The following is a 14036-nucleotide window of genomic DNA, read 5'->3' on the forward strand; positions in this document are numbered from 1 at the left end:
CGCACCCCGTCGCGGCTCTCTTCTGTAGTAACAATTGAAACGATTTACACACCGATCGCACTGCAGTCGTGCGATCGGGTGTGCATTGATTTTCAATGGCTACTATAGCAGTGTCAGGCGTTCCCCAGCTCTCTGGCGCGTTCGATGTTCCACTCGAAGCCCCGGCCGTCCTCGGTCGGGGTCTCCAGAACGAAGGGAACGTCTTCGAGGGCTTCGTGGGTCAACAGCGCGGCCATCCCCTCCTCGCCGATGTACCCCTCGCCGAGGTGGGCGTGTTCGTCCTTGTTGGTGCCACACTCGTGTTTCGAGTCGTTGAGGTGGATGCAAGCGAGGTTGTCGAGTCCGACCACGTCGTCGAACTCGGCGATAGTCTCGGCGACGCCGTCGGCCGTCGAGATGTCGTAGCCCGCCGCGAAGGCGTGGGCCGTGTCGACACAGACTTCGAGGTCCTGCTCGGAGCGGTCGAGCACCTCGGCGAGGTGTTCGAACTCGCCGCCGAGTTTCGTCCCGCTGCCGGCGTCGGACTCGACGAGCACCGTGACGCCGTCGGGAATCGTCAGTTCGTCCAGCGCGCTCGCGGCGTTGTCGAGACCGCCCTCGACACCGGCTCCCGTGTGCGCACCGAGGTGGACGTTGACGTACTCGACGCCGAGTGTGTCGGCGGCGTCGACCTCCTTTTGCATCGAGTCGATCGACTTCGCCCGGAGGTCGTCTTTGGGGGTACAGAGGTTGACGAGGTACGACGAGTGGATGACCCACGGGCCGACGCCGTGTTCGTCGCTGCGTTCGCGGAACTGTTCGGCCTCCTCGTCCTCGATGTTCGGGTCCTGCCAGACCTGTGGCGAGTGGCTGAAGATCTGGCCGCAGTTCCCACCGTAGTCGACCTGTTCGTCGACGGCGTTGTACGCTCCGCCGGCGATCGAGGTGTGTGCTCCGACGCGCATACCGGTGGATACGGACGGTCGATCAAAGCACTTCCGAAGGCACCGCCGGGAGTTTTCAACTCGGGGTCCCAAGGTCGAGTGTGCCAGCAGACGCGCTCCCGCCGGACGTGTACGCCGTCCTCGACCAGTTGCTCACCGAGGCCAGTCGAGCGGTCGCCAGCGGCGACCACGAGACCGCGTCCAGCGCCGTCGACAGCGCGGCGACGGTGACCGAGAACAAGGTGCCACCCGGCCCACAGCGGCGGCTGCTCGACCACTGCTGTGAGACGGTGACCGACCTGCTCGAAGCCGAGGACACCGACGCGGCGCTGATCCGAGAGTACCTGCGAGCGACGAGCGAGCGACTCGTCGTCGAGGCCGGCGGCTCCTGATACTGCCGGCTGTAACTTCGTTCAGATATTCCCCTCCCCGAGGTGGCGAAATCCGTGACAGATTTACAGCCGGTAGTATGAGGCTGTCAGGCCGTCGGGTCCGTCCGCTCGTGGGTCCAGGCGTCCGTCTCGAATTTCTCGCTCGCGCGCTCGCGCGCACGCGAACTGATCTCCTCTGGCCACGACGTTTCCGCGACGGTCCCACCGAGCGTCGTCTCGACCCACTCGCGGAGTGTGTCACGGAGCGTCGCGACGGCCGCCGATCGGGAACGGTCGACGTACTCCTCGATACCGCCGACCCGGTCGGCGAACGCGTCCGGTTCCGGCTCGCCGGTGAAACAGGCACAGTGGCGCGCCGGGGTCGTCTCGAAGGTGAGCGAGCCGTGTTGCACGACGGCGTCTCGCTGTCGATACTGGGCGTTGCCGCTGATCTTGCGGCCGTCCGGGCCGACCACGTCGTGTGCCGGGTGTAACGCCCGGAGGTAACAGGCGGGCTGGTACACGGCCGGTCGCTCGTCGGTCGCGAAAGCGGCGTCGACCCCAATTCCCTCGAAGGCATCAAGGATCGGCTCACAGAGCAGTTCGTAACACGCCAGCAGGTCGCCCGGAACGGCGTCGCCCGGCACGACGATCGAGTACGAGATGTCGCCGTCGGTGTCGTGGTAGATCGCACCCCCGCCCGTGGGTCGGCGCGTGACAGTGATCCCCTGGCGCTCACAGTAGTCCCAGTCGATCGTCGCCGGATCCTGGTTGTAGCCAAGCGAGAGCGTGCTGGGCTCCCAGCGGTAGAGCCGAACCGTCGCCAGCCCGCCGTCGGCGACCATCTCGGCGGTGACCTCGTCCAACGCCATGTTCGTCGCCCCGTCGTGTGCGCGTTCGTCGACGAAGCGCCACGACAGGTCCCCTAGGTCGGTCATGGGACGGCCTACGGCCGGAGCCCCGAAAGCGGTTGTGGGCGGCGTCGGCGGCGCACATAAATCGGCCTCGCAATCGAGGCACAACGCCGAGGCCGGTCCCCGGCGTACCGCTCGACATGCAACGAGCCACGAGAGCATCCACAGAGCCGCTGTCGGTGCTCCCCGAGTCAGCCGTCGTCGGAACGGAGGACCACGAGAACGCGCCAGCGATCGTCGTCCGCGCGGACGCCGTCGAGTCGGTCCTCTCGACGCTGAAGACGGAGGCGGGCTACGACCACTGCGCCTGCGTCACGGCACAGGAGTACGGCGATCGCTTCGAGACGATCTATCACCTCCGGACGTACGACGACCCGACCGACGAACTCTCGGTGGTCGTCCCGACGTTGCACGACGACCCCCACTCCGAGAGCGGGGCGGGCGTCTACGAAACGGCGGCGTGGCACGAGCGCGAAGCGTACGATCTGCTCGGCATTACCTACGAAGGACATCCGGATCTGCGACGGATTCTACTGCCCGAGACCTGGCAGGGCCATCCGCTCCGGGAGTCGTACAACCAGGACAAGCCACAGATCGTCCCGTTTCGCGAACACGAGCGCATTCTGGAGGACCGCCGTTCCGGACCGGACACGATGCACCTCAACATGGGGCCACACCACCCCTCGACCCACGGCGTCTTGCACCTGCGCGTGACGCTCGACGGCGAGACCGTCGCGGACGTAACTCCCGAGATCGGGTTCATCCACCGCTGTGAAGAGCAGCTGTGTCAGCAGGGAACTTACCGCCACCAGATCATGCCCTACCCCGACCGGTGGGACTGGAGCGGTGCCGGGCTGCTCAACGAGTGGGCCTACGCGCGCGCCGCGGAGGACCTGATCGGCGTCGACGTGCCCGAGTACGCGCAGGTGATCAGGACGATGAGCGCGGAGCTGTCGCGGATCCTCTCGCACTTCCTGGCGATCGCGGCCTACGGGCTGGACGTGATCTCGGAGTTCACCGCCGTGTTCCAGTACGGCATCCGCGACCGAGAGATCGTCCAGGACATCCTGGAAGACCTCACCGGCCAGCGGCTGATGTTCAACTACTTCCGGCTGGGCGGCGTCGCCTGGGACCTGCCCGAGCCCCGCGAGACGTTCTGCGAGACCGTTCGGTCGTTCCTCGACGACCTGCCCCAGAAGCTCGAAGAGTACCACGACCTGCTCACCGGCAACGAGATCCTCCAGATGCGGACCGTCGACACCGGCGTGCTCCCACCAGAGACGGCCAAGGCATACGGCTGTACGGGGCCGGTCGCGCGTGGCTCCGGCGTCGATTGCGACCTGCGCCGGGACGATCCGTACGGCTACTACGACGAACTCGACTGGGACGTGGTCACCGAAGACGGATGTGACAACTTCTCGCGTGTGCTCGTGCGCCTGCGCGAGATCGAGGAGTCGGCCAAGATCATCGAGCAGTGTGTCGACCTGCTCGAAGAGTGGCCCGAAGACGACCGCACGATTCAGGGCAACGTCCCCAGAACCGTCCGCCCCGACCGCGACGCCGAGATCTATCGGGCAGTCGAGGCCGCCAAGGGGGAACTGGGCATCTACATCCGCTCGGACGGCACCGACACACCAGCACGGTTCAAGATCAGAGGCCCCTCGTTCTCGAACCTCCAATCACTCCCGGAGATGGCAGAAGGCGAGTACATCCCCGATCTGGTCGCCTCCATCGGAAGCCTCGACACGATCATGGGCGAAGTCGACCGGTGAGAGTCCGCGGCAGTCGGCTCGTGCCGCTGCACTCGAACAGTCGGTCGTCGATCACGCCCGCCCGTCGCAACACGCCCAGTCGCACGCCGTTCGGCACCCGGTCGGGTACCGCCAAGTCGGCCGCGTCCAGCAGTTTCTGGAACTTCCGGGACTGGCCGGCCACTTTGCCCGCCAAACTCCCACCGCCGCTCGCCGCCGCCGGCAGGATCGTCCCCGCGCTGTAGCCGAGCGACCACCCCGCCGCGAACTCTGCAAAGTACTGCTCACCCCTGTCGAACGGGTTCCGGTCGGCCTGTTGCTCCCGTATCTGCTGGGCCATCATCGCCGGAATCTGGGCGAGGATCTCCGGCCGTTCGAGGATGGCCTCGCCGAGCTGGACCATCTGGTCGACGAAGCCCAGCGGACACACAGGTTTTGTATCCATAGCACGTACCGGAGAGCGATGAGTGAACCACAGACTGCCACGGTTGCCGGTGGCTGTTTCTGGTGTACCGAGGCCGTGTTCAAACAGATCGAGGGCGTCGAGTCCATCACGTCGGGCTACGCCGGTGGCCACGTCGCGGACCCGAGTTACGACGCCGTCTGTTCGGGCGAGACCGGCCACGCCGAGTGCGTTCAGGTCGAGTACGACCCGGACGTGATCGACTACGGGGACGTGTTGACCGTCTTCTTCGCGACGCACGATCCGACGACGAAGAACCGACAGGGCCCCGACGTGGGCAGCCAGTACCGCTCGGCGGTCTTCTACCACGACGAGGCCCAGCGCGAGACCGTCGAAGCGATGATCGACGACCTCGGCGACCAGTATTCGGATCCGATCGTCACGGAGGTCGAGCCCCTAGAGACGTTCTATCCCGCAGAGCAGTACCACCAGGACTACTACGAGCGCAACCCGGATCAGGGGTACTGCGCGGTCAACATCGATCCGAAGCTCGAAAAGCTCAACGAGCAGTTCCGGGAGCTACTGGCATGAGCTTCGAGTTCACGACGACGGTCGACGTGCGGTACAACGACCTGGACACGTACGGTCACGTCAACAACGCGCTCTACGGGACCTACGTCGAGGAGGCCCGCGTCGACTACCTCGAAACCGTCGTCGGCGGCGCGGCGGCCGATATCACCGGGAGCGGCGAGGAGACCGGGATGGTCGTCGCGAACCTCCAACTGGACTTCGAGCGCCCGATCCGACTGGCAGACGAGGTCACGGTCGGCGTCCGCGTCCCGCGCCTCGGCGAGAAGAGCTTCCCCTTCGAGTACGAGATCCGGACCGCCGACGGCGAGGTGGCCGCGACCGGAGAGACGACGATGGTCGCCTACGACCGCGGGCAGGGTTCGTCGGTCCCGATCCCCGACAGCTGGCGCGAATCGATCGGCGAGTTCGAGGGGCTCTAGGGTTCGAGGACGCGCTCGGTGCCGTCCGTCCCGTGGATGGTCACCGCGTGGTTCGTGTGTCTGACGTGAGTGTGGGCCCACCGCTTTGCCCCACCTTCTTCGATCCGTTCGACCGTCTCCGGACAGTGGCGACACTCGACGCGCCACGTCGCGACGCCGTCGGGGAAGTGGCCGGTGTGATGGCGATGGTCCAGCGCGAACTGCTCGAAGGCCTGGTTGCCGACGGCGTCCAGTTCCTCGCCGAGGTCCCATTCGCGGCCACACCGCCGGCAGCTGATCGTCGGGTCGTTCGACGGCGGTTCGGTGTCGTCGGGTCCGTTCACGGGCCGCCGTTCGGCGGGTAGCGTCATCAACCCCCCGCTCCGGGACCGACGGGGACATGGGGACGGAGCGCGTTGTCGGCGTATGGACGAGCGGTCGAGTCGCTTTCGGGTCTATCGGGTCGTCGAGGCAGTCCCCCACATCAACCTCTTCGACACCGACGGGACGCGACTCTACACGACCTACCAGCAGGGATACGGGGAACGACAGCCCGCGATCGACGGGCTCGAAACGGGCGACCTGATCGAAGGGAGGGTCGCCGGAGATCCCACGGACGAGGAGGAGGCCTGGACGCTGCGCGAGTTCGATCGGATCGACGGCGTCGATATGGGGTTCGCCACCGACGTGGAGCTTCCCCAGATCGCCAGAGAGACCTGGGACACGCAGAGCCGTGGGCCGGCACACAGCGTGATCGAAGCGGACGGGCAGCCGGTCGGGGAGTGCTGGGTGCAGCCCCGCAGTCCACTGCCCGGCGGGAGTTTCGTGCCGTCGGTACTGGCCGGGCTGCTCCCGATGGAAGAGAAGCTGACGACCGTCGTGAGCGCCGACGCGCCGACGACCGACGCCGTCTTCCTCGACCCCGATCCGGTCGACGCCGCGTCGTTCAGCCAGCCCTACGGCGTCTTGCTCCTGTTCTCCGAACGGGCCGGCGCGCGTCGAGAGCGGTATCGCGAGCGCTTCGACTGCCCGCGCGGGACCGACAGCCGGCCCGAATACGACCCGTACGATCCCTCTACCGGCGGTTTCGGGCCGTAACGCGACGCCGCAGAGAAGAGCTCATCGGCTCGCTCCGAGCCGTTCAGAGGACCGCCGGAGATACTGCGGAAACCGGTAGATACACACCCTTAACAGAGAGAGGTTGTACTGACTAGTATGGACAGCACCAACGGCAGAGATATCCTCGGACACGTGCTGGTACCGGTCGCTACCGACGACGACGCGTTGGCGACGGCGAGAGCGCTCGAACCGTACGATCCAGACGACGTGACGGCGCTGCACGTCGTGGAGAAAGGTGATGGTGTGCCGGACAAGACGTCCGTCGAACAGTCCGAAGAGGTGGCCGAAGCGTCGTACGCCGCCGTCCGGTCGGTGTTCCCCGACGCCGACGAGCACACTGCCTACGGACGGGACGTGGTCCAAGCGATCTTCGCGGCCGCCGACGAGGTCGATGCCACCTCGATCGCCTATCGGTCCCGGGGCGGAAACCGACTCATGCAGTTTCTCTCCGGCGATGTGTCGCTGAAGCTGGTGACGAAGGCGACACGTCCCGTCATCGCCCTGCCACACAACGATGAGTGAGGAAGAACTCGCCAAAGACCTCGGACCGCTGGCCGCCCTGACGATCGGCGTCGGGACGATGATCGGCGCGGGCATCTTCGTGCTCCCCGGAGAGGCGATTCTCAAGTCCGGGTCGCTCGCGCCGGTCGCGTTCGTTTTGGGCGGTGTCATCGCGATGTTTACGGCGCTGTCGGCGAGTGAACTCGGCACCGCGATGCCCCGATCCGGCGGGGCCTACTACTACGTCAACCACGCCCTCGGTCCGCTGTTCGGCTCGGTCGCCGGCTGGGCGAACTGGCTCGGGCTCGCCTTCGCCAGCGCGTTCTACATGGTCGGCTTCGGGCGGTACATCGCTCGCATCTTCGGACTCTCGGGCAGCGTCGGCGTCGGTCCGGTCTCGATCACCGTCGTCAAGCTGACCGCGCTGGCCGGTGGTGCGTTCTTCATCCTGATCAACTACGTCGGTGCCAAGGAGACCGGCAGGCTACAGAACGTCATCGTCGTCTTGCTCATCGGAATCCTCACCGTGTTCACGTTTCTGGGAACGCTCCGGGCCGAGCCGTCGAATCTCCCGGCCGCGACCGACGTGGTCACCACACTGGAGACGACGGGTCTCATCTTCGTCTCGTATCTCGGCTTCGTCCAGATCACCAGCGTGGCCGAGGAGATCAAAGACCCCGGAAAGAACCTTCCCCGGGCAGTCATCGGCAGCGTCGTCATCGTGACCGTCATCTATGCACTGGTGTTGGTGATCATGAGCGCGGCCGTCCCACAGGGGTTCATCGCGGACATCATCAGCTCCGACGCCGAGAATCCCATCGCCGTCGTCGAGGTCGGCAACTACATTCAGGGGGCCCTGATGGGCGGGGCACTGCTGTTCGGTGGCCTGCTCGCGACCGCCTCCAGCGCGAACGCGTCGATCCTCGCGTCGTCGCGTATCAACTTCGCCATGGGCCGTGATCGAATCGTCACGCCGGCACTCAACGAGATACACCCACGGTACGGAACGCCATACAGGGCGATCAGCATCACCGGGGGACTCATTCTGCTGTTCATCGTGATCGGCGACATAACGCTGCTGTCGGGTGCCGCGTCCGGACTGCACCTCATCATCTACGGACTGCTGAACCTCGCGCTGATCGTGATGCGCTACGTGAATCCAGAAGAGTACACCCCGGAGTTCGTGGTGCCGCTGTACCCCCTCTTACCGATCCTCGGTGTCGTGTTCTCCTTTGCGTTGCTGGTGTTCGTCGCCGAGGACGCGCTGTTGCTCTCCTTTGGCATCGCCGCGGCAGCGGTCCTGTGGTACGGGCTCTACGCCCGTTCACGCACGGAAAAGCAGGGGATACTCTCGAAGCACATCATTTCGCGCTCCGACGAGATGCCCGACGCGGCAGTCAGTGCAGCCGTCGGGGTCCAACCCGACGGTGGCCAGTACCGCGTGATGGTGCCCCTGGCCAATCCCGAGAACGAGCAAGACCTCATCACCCTCGCGAGCGCGATCGCAAAGCAGCGCGGGGGCACCGTGGTTGCCACGCACATCGTTACCGTTCCCAGCCAGACGGCGCTCGCGGCCGCTGCCGACCGGTCCGACGAGATCGACAAGACATCGGAGCGTCTGCTCGCAAACGCTCGGGAGGACGCCGAGACGTTCGGCGTCGACGTCGAGACCAACACGATCGTCTCGCACAAGTCCTACGAGGCTATCTTCGACGCCGCTCGCTCACAGACCGCGGATCTCGTCGTGATGGGATGGGGCCCGGACGCACACGGTTCGCCGGGGCGGGCCGAGTCAGCCATGGACGAACTCACCGAGTCGGTCCCCTGTGACTTCCTGGTCTTCCGTGACCGCGGGTTCGATCCGTCGCGCATTCTGCTCCCGACAGCTGGCGGTCCGGACTCCGAGCTGTCGGCGACCGTCGCAAAGTTGCTGCAGGCGGAGTACGACTCCGAAGTGACGTTGCTCAACGTCGACGAAAATCGGGAAGCGGGAGCGCAGTTCCTCGAAGAGTGGGCAGTCGAACACGGGTTGACGGACGCCGAACGCCTCGTCAAATCCGGCGACATCGAGACGGCCATCCGCAACGCTGCCGACGACGCGACGCTCCTCCTCATCGGTGCGACCGAGGAAGGCCTACTGCGTCGGCTCGTCTCCAAGTCACTCGTGCTGGACGTTGTCGACGACGTGGAGTGTTCGGTCCTCCTCGCGGAGACCCACCGGGACCGGGGGCTGCTCGAACGGCTGTTCTAAAGGAGTTGGGGGCACAGTAGTTCTCTCGGCCCTCGGACGCTGTCTGCGGTGACTGATACAGCGAGTGATCCGGTTCACAGAACGTCGAAAGTCGTGATACTGCCGACTGTCCATCTGTAACGAATCTCGCGATACGTGATCGCGACTCTCTTGAAACAGTGACAGCCAGCAGTATGAGTCGCCCGGTCCGAGAGCGAGGTTGGAGACGCCACAGTGGTCCAGCCGGCGAGGCCCCGCCGTGGCGTCGACGGCGCGTCTGGTGCCGGAGACCGATAGAGACGAGACGTTGCCCGGTCGTCCAGAAGCAATCTCCTCGAACCGACACTGGTCGTCGAGTGCTCAGTTGCCAGTACGGCAATTCCATATAGCGCTATCTGATTTATTGCCGACTGCACGCCCGACGCGCCGAACTTATACGAGTCGGACGATTACGGGGCGCTAATGGTCCAGAACGTCGCACGCGAGATGGCAGATCTCGAACCCGAGGACTTTCACCTCCTCTCGGGCGTCGAGCAGGGGATGCGCTTCTCGGAGTACGTCGACCGCGAGAAGCTCCCGCAGTTCTCGCGACTGACCGCCGAAGACGTGGACTACCGACTGGACCGCTGTGAAGACCGGGGCTTCCTGGAGCGCAAGACCATGCAGTACGAGGGGTTCAAGCTCACGTTCGAGGGGTACGACGCCCTCGCACTGCACGCGCTGGTCGAGCGGGGGACGATCGAGGGGTTCGGTGCCCCGCTGGGGGTCGGCAAGGAGAGCGACGTGTTCGAAGTCAGCTCCTACAAGCCCATGGCCCTGAAGTTCCACCGCGAGGGGTACACCCAGTTTCGGGAAGTCAACAAGGAACGGGAGTACACCGCCGACCGCGATCACGTCTCCTGGCAGTACACCGCACGGAAGGCCGCCGAGCGCGAGTACGACGCACTGGAGACGCTGTACCCGGACGTACGCGTTCCCCAGCCCATCGACACCAACCGCCACGCGATCGTCATGGAGAAGATCGACGGCGTCGAGCTCTCTCGAACGAAACTCGACGACCAGCAGGTGCGACCCGTGCTGGAACTGATCCTCACAGAGATGGGGACGGCCTACGACGACGGGTACGTCCACGCGGACATGAGCGAGTACAACGTGTTCGTCGGCACCGACGGAATCACGATCTTCGACTGGCCCCAGGCCGTGCCGGCCGACCACGCGAACGCCGACGAGTTGCTGGCCCGCGACGTGGAGAACATCCTCGGGTACTTCCAGCGGAAATACCCCCGGTTCGTCGACGACATCGAGGTCGACGCCGTCGCCGACGCGTTGCTCGCAGGCGAGTTCGAGTCGCTGTCTGACCACGACTGATACGGACGGTTGTAGGCGTTTACCCAGTCGACCGCACGACGGCGTGCGGTCGATCTGGTAAAGACCTACAACTTTCCGTATGAACGACGGATTTCTGCCAGATTGAGACGACGGCCGAGCGAAATCGGAGCGACGGGTGAGGGTAGCGGGCACAGATAAACCACATACCGCGATAGAGAACTAGCCGTTCGGAGAATGACCGGACGGACAGACGGCTATTCAGTCTGTTCCGGAACCTCGGATGAAAGCCTTCGTCGCCGGCACGACGGGTACGGCAAGCGACTGGTCGGGCTGTGCACCGCGCACGGCCACCGTAGTCAGTTTGCCCCGAGCGAGGCGACAAAATCGTGGGAGCCGCCGCCGTCCAGACCGCACGACCGAATCGGCCGCCGATGCGGAGAACACCGCGGTGGCGCTGAACGGGGGTCAGGAAGCCGTCCCACGCCGTCGACGAGCGGTCACGCTGGCCGACTTCCTCGAACCGTTCTCGACCACCTCGACGCCGAACAGCCAGTCGGATGGCCGGCTGGGAGCCCGAGTATCCGACGTACGAAGACGGTCTCGACGCCGTCGCTACCGGTTTCGGGGAGACGAGCAGAGACGCGAACGCTCGCTACCGCGAGCCCGAGACCAGGAACTCGATCAGATTCCCGATCAACACTTCGTTGTCGGCAGTGTAGGCGTAGTCCGTGCCGAGCAACGATCGATCGCCCAGCGCGACGGCGTTGCCCTGGCGGGCGAGCACCGAGTACCGCGCCTGGCGACGGGTCGTCGAGAGCGCGGTCGATTCGTTGGTGTCGAGCAGCGAGGAGCCACCGACGACCGGGCGAGCGGTGTACGCCGTGACTCGGTCGACACCCTCCGTCAGCGCCGTCTCGCTCGCTGGGGTCGCGTAGACGGCCCGGTGGTTGGTGTCGTACTCGCGCAGATCGTAGAGGTAGCCGCCGTCGAATCCGAGCCCGAAGACTCCGGCGAGATTCGTCATCGGGGTCGACGCGGTGGCCCCGCGAGCGGCCTGTCGCGGGGGTTCGTTGACCAGCAGCACGCGACCGCCGTCCTCGGCGAACTGCTCGACGCGACGCCGTTCGCTCTCGTTGTACTGGTCGTTCGGAGCGATCACGACGAACGCGTCGGCATCCGAGAGCGTCTCGCCGAGGGACTGGCGGTCGGCCATCGCGTCGGTGTAGAACTGCACGTCGTGACCGGCCGCCGTCAGGCTCGTGACGAGCGGGCTGATGTCGCCGGGCGCGACGCTGTTGTTGTGGCTCTGGTCGATGACGACGGTCTTCTCGCTCGCGGTCGCGTCGGGCTCGATCTCGCCGGCTTCGGCCGACGAGTCCGCGAGGATCGCCTCGGGCTGATGGCTCTGGACGGTCAGGGGCGCGGTCTCGTTCCCGTCGACCGGGACGGGGATCGATCCGAGCCCGGTCAGGGTGGCGACGACCAGGAACACGGCGACGAAGACGCCGGCTTTGAGCGCCGCGTCACGCAGCTCCACTGGCACGCACCTCCCGAGCGGACGTGTTCAGATCGCCCCAGAGCATCAGGTACTGGGGGCGTTCGATGCCACGCGTCGTCAACAGCGACGCGCGATCGACCTGGCCGGCGTCGGTGCTGTTGGCGTCCGATCCGAGCAGCAAAGAGAGCACGCCGGGCGTCGTCGAGCGGTACACCACGTCGTAGGAGTCGAGGCCCGCCTTCTCCGCCGCGGCGGCGATGGCCGTCTCCAGCCCGCCGATCTCGTCGGCGAGTCCGTTGTCGACGGCGGCCGCGCCGGAGTACACCTTCGCGTTCGTCAGCTCCGTGCGCGACAGGGAGAGTCGATCGCCGCGTTCGGCGTACACCGAATCGACGAACGAGCGTTTGAGCGTCTCGACCTGGCCACGGATGTCGTCACCGGTGAGCCCGCCGGCCTTGTCGGGACCGGTCGTCACGGAGCGGGGGACGCCGTCGGGCTGGGGAATCAGGGCGCGTACCCCGACGCTCCCGACCAGTCCGCCCGGCGTCGCGTAGATCTCGTCGCTGGGCAGGGCCGTGTAGTACGCACCCGAGGCCGCGACGCCCCGGACGCTCGTGACGACCGGTTTCTCGCGGGCGAGTCGCTTGACCGCCCGGTACTGTGCTTCACTCGCCGCGACGCTCCCACCGCCGCTGTCGATGCGAAGGACCACGGCGTCGATCGAATCGTCCGTCCGGAGCGTTCGGAGTTGCCGAGTCACCTCGTCGGCGGTGGGGCCGCTGATCGGTCCCTGGATGGTCACGGCGGCTATCGTTCCCTCGTCGTCGCTCTGGAACAGCGCCGACGAGACGGCGGGGCCGACCGCGGCACCGATCAGGAGGGCGACGACGATGATGACCGTGTAGGAGGTCAACAGCGTCTTGACGTAGTTGTCGATCGGATTCGCCATTCGCTAGGGTCGTTGGCGTGCTCGGATAAAAAGCCACGACGACGAGGACGATCAGAGCCAGTCGAGATCAGGGTCGATTCGGTTCGGCGGCGTCTCGCCGTCCAGCGCGGCCGCGACGTTGCGAGCCACGGTCTCGTTGAGCTCCTCGCGCGCCTCGACGGAGTACCAGCCGGCGTGTGGCGTCAGGATGCAGTTGTCGAGCGCGCGCAGCGGGCTGTCGTCGGCCGGGGGCTCGCGGCGGGACACGTCGAGCCCGGCAGCGCCGATCGCGCCGTCCGCGAGTGCGTCGGTCAGCGCCGCCTCGTCGATCAGACCGCCGCGGGCCGTGTTGACGACGATCGCGTGGTCCCGCATGGCCCCGAGCGCGTCGGCGTCGATCAGCCCCTCGGTCTCGTCGGTCAGGGGCGCGTGCAGGGAGACGTGATCCGCCCGCGCGAGCAGCTCCTCGAAGGAGACTCCCTCTACGTCGGCCGCGGCCATCTCCTCGGGATCGACGTAGGGGTCGTACGCGATCACGTCGAGATCGAACCCTCGAACGCGTTCGCGGAGTCGGCGCGCGATCGGGCCGAAGGAGACGAGCCCGAGCGTCGTGTCGGGGAACCGGTGGACCGGCCGCCCGTCCTCCCAGGCCCACTCGCCGGCCGCGGTCGCGCGGTCGTACTCGGCGATCTTTCGCACGCAGTCCAACAGGAGCGCCAGCCCGTGGGTCGCGACCTCGTCGGTACAGTACTCCGGGACGTTGGTGACGACCACGTCGTGTTCGGCCGCGGCCTCGACGTCGACGTTCTCGAAGCCGACGCCCGCGCGAGCGACGATCTGGAGTGCGGGCAGTTGCTCGAAGACGCCCGCGGGCACCGGCGTGTTCACGTCGACCACCAGCGCCGCGGCGTCGCGAGCGGCCTCGACGATCGCGTGCTCGTCGGGCAGCGGTTCGGTTCGGATGGTCGCGTCGGGCAACGCGTCGGCGAGCGCGCTAGGATCGAGCATCGGGTCGTCGCTGACGAGAACTTCGCTCATACCGGCACTGGGGCTCAAGAACGGTAAAAAACCCCGATCGCG

General features: G+C 66.0%; 15 protein-coding genes. 8 read left to right on the plus strand and 7 right to left on the minus strand.

Annotated elements, in window-relative coordinates:
• Positions 1 to 113: 113 nt before the first annotated feature.
• Positions 114 to 944, minus strand: coding sequence for a deoxyribonuclease IV (locus HMUK_RS00830; protein WP_012807715.1), 831 nt, complete (start codon positions 942 to 944; stop codon positions 114 to 116).
• 80 nt (positions 945 to 1024) lie between these two features.
• Between HMUK_RS00830 and HMUK_RS00835 the strand changes: the two genes are divergently transcribed.
• Positions 1025 to 1315: a hypothetical protein gene (locus tag HMUK_RS00835; RefSeq protein ID WP_012807716.1), complete on the plus strand. Its 291-nt coding sequence runs from the start codon at positions 1025 to 1027 to the stop codon at positions 1313 to 1315.
• Between the two features lie 86 nt (positions 1316 to 1401).
• Here the strand turns inward: HMUK_RS00835 and HMUK_RS00840 are convergent, their stop codons facing one another.
• Positions 1402 to 2232 carry a lipoate--protein ligase family protein gene (locus HMUK_RS00840; RefSeq protein WP_012807717.1) on the minus strand — a complete coding sequence of 277 codons (831 nt, stop codon included), beginning with the start codon at positions 2230 to 2232 and terminating at the stop codon, positions 1402 to 1404.
• A 116-nt stretch (positions 2233 to 2348) separates the two neighbouring features.
• Here HMUK_RS00840 and HMUK_RS00845 point away from each other — a divergent pair, with 116 nt between their 5' ends.
• Entirely contained in the window at positions 2349 to 3980 is a 1632-nt protein-coding gene (locus tag HMUK_RS00845) for an NADH-quinone oxidoreductase subunit D (protein ID WP_012807718.1), read from the plus strand.
• Here the strand turns inward: HMUK_RS00845 and HMUK_RS00850 are convergent.
• The gene (locus tag HMUK_RS00850; RefSeq protein WP_012807719.1) at positions 3958 to 4404 is read right to left on the minus strand and encodes a hypothetical protein; all 447 of its coding nucleotides are present in this window, start codon (positions 4402 to 4404) and stop codon (positions 3958 to 3960) included. The genes HMUK_RS00845 and HMUK_RS00850 overlap by 23 nt on opposite strands.
• An 18-nt stretch (positions 4405 to 4422) precedes the next feature.
• Between HMUK_RS00850 and msrA the strand changes: the two genes are divergently transcribed.
• Positions 4423 to 4953: a peptide-methionine (S)-S-oxide reductase MsrA gene (gene msrA, locus HMUK_RS00855; protein ID WP_012807720.1), complete on the plus strand. Its 531-nt coding sequence runs from the start codon at positions 4423 to 4425 to the stop codon at positions 4951 to 4953.
• A complete protein-coding gene (locus tag HMUK_RS00860) occupies positions 4950 to 5372 on the plus strand; it encodes an acyl-CoA thioesterase (protein ID WP_012807721.1) in 423 nt (140 codons plus the stop codon). The genes msrA and HMUK_RS00860 overlap by 4 nt, the downstream gene beginning before the upstream one ends.
• On the opposite strand, the gene HMUK_RS00865 is transcribed toward HMUK_RS00860, so the two are convergent.
• Complete coding sequence (locus HMUK_RS00865; protein ID WP_012807722.1) at positions 5369 to 5722, minus strand: hypothetical protein; 354 nt, start codon at positions 5720 to 5722, stop codon at positions 5369 to 5371. The genes HMUK_RS00860 and HMUK_RS00865 overlap by 4 nt on opposite strands.
• Before the next feature lie 55 nt (positions 5723 to 5777).
• Here HMUK_RS00865 and HMUK_RS00870 point away from each other — a divergent pair, with 55 nt between their 5' ends.
• The 4 genes from HMUK_RS00870 (at position 5778) to HMUK_RS00885 (ending at position 10569) form a co-directional block, all read left to right on the plus strand.
• Entirely contained in the window at positions 5778 to 6449 is a 672-nt protein-coding gene (locus HMUK_RS00870; RefSeq protein WP_012807723.1) for a hypothetical protein, read from the plus strand.
• A gap of 117 nt (positions 6450 to 6566) precedes the next feature.
• The gene (locus HMUK_RS00875) at positions 6567 to 6992 is read left to right on the plus strand and encodes a universal stress protein (RefSeq protein ID WP_012807724.1); all 426 of its coding nucleotides are present in this window, start codon (positions 6567 to 6569) and stop codon (positions 6990 to 6992) included.
• Positions 6985 to 9222 carry an amino acid permease gene (locus tag HMUK_RS00880; RefSeq protein WP_012807725.1) on the plus strand — a complete coding sequence of 746 codons (2238 nt, stop codon included), beginning with the start codon at positions 6985 to 6987 and terminating at the stop codon, positions 9220 to 9222. Before HMUK_RS00875 ends, HMUK_RS00880 begins: the two co-directional genes overlap by 8 nt.
• A 441-nt stretch (positions 9223 to 9663) precedes the next feature.
• Positions 9664 to 10569 carry a serine/threonine-protein kinase RIO2 gene (locus tag HMUK_RS00885; RefSeq protein ID WP_012807726.1) on the plus strand — a complete coding sequence of 302 codons (906 nt, stop codon included), beginning with the start codon at positions 9664 to 9666 and terminating at the stop codon, positions 10567 to 10569.
• 613 nt (positions 10570 to 11182) lie between these two features.
• Here the strand turns inward: HMUK_RS00885 and HMUK_RS00890 are convergent.
• From HMUK_RS00890 to HMUK_RS00900, 3 genes are read right to left on the minus strand one after another with little or no spacing between them, the layout of a single operon-like run.
• On the minus strand, positions 11183 to 12067 hold the full coding sequence (locus HMUK_RS00890) for a DUF4350 domain-containing protein (protein WP_012807727.1): 885 nt from the start codon (positions 12065 to 12067) through the stop codon (positions 11183 to 11185).
• Positions 12054 to 12977 carry a S49 family peptidase gene (locus HMUK_RS00895; protein ID WP_012807728.1) on the minus strand — a complete coding sequence of 308 codons (924 nt, stop codon included), beginning with the start codon at positions 12975 to 12977 and terminating at the stop codon, positions 12054 to 12056. Before HMUK_RS00895 ends, HMUK_RS00890 begins: the two co-directional genes overlap by 14 nt.
• A 51-nt stretch (positions 12978 to 13028) precedes the next feature.
• A complete protein-coding gene (locus tag HMUK_RS00900) occupies positions 13029 to 13994 on the minus strand; it encodes a C-terminal binding protein (protein ID WP_012807729.1) in 966 nt (321 codons plus the stop codon).
• Positions 13995 to 14036 lie beyond the last annotated feature (42 nt).

The organism is Halomicrobium mukohataei DSM 12286 (assembly GCF_000023965.1).
In the GTDB taxonomy this organism is placed as follows: Archaea; Halobacteriota; Halobacteria; order Halobacteriales; family Haloarculaceae; genus Halomicrobium; species Halomicrobium mukohataei.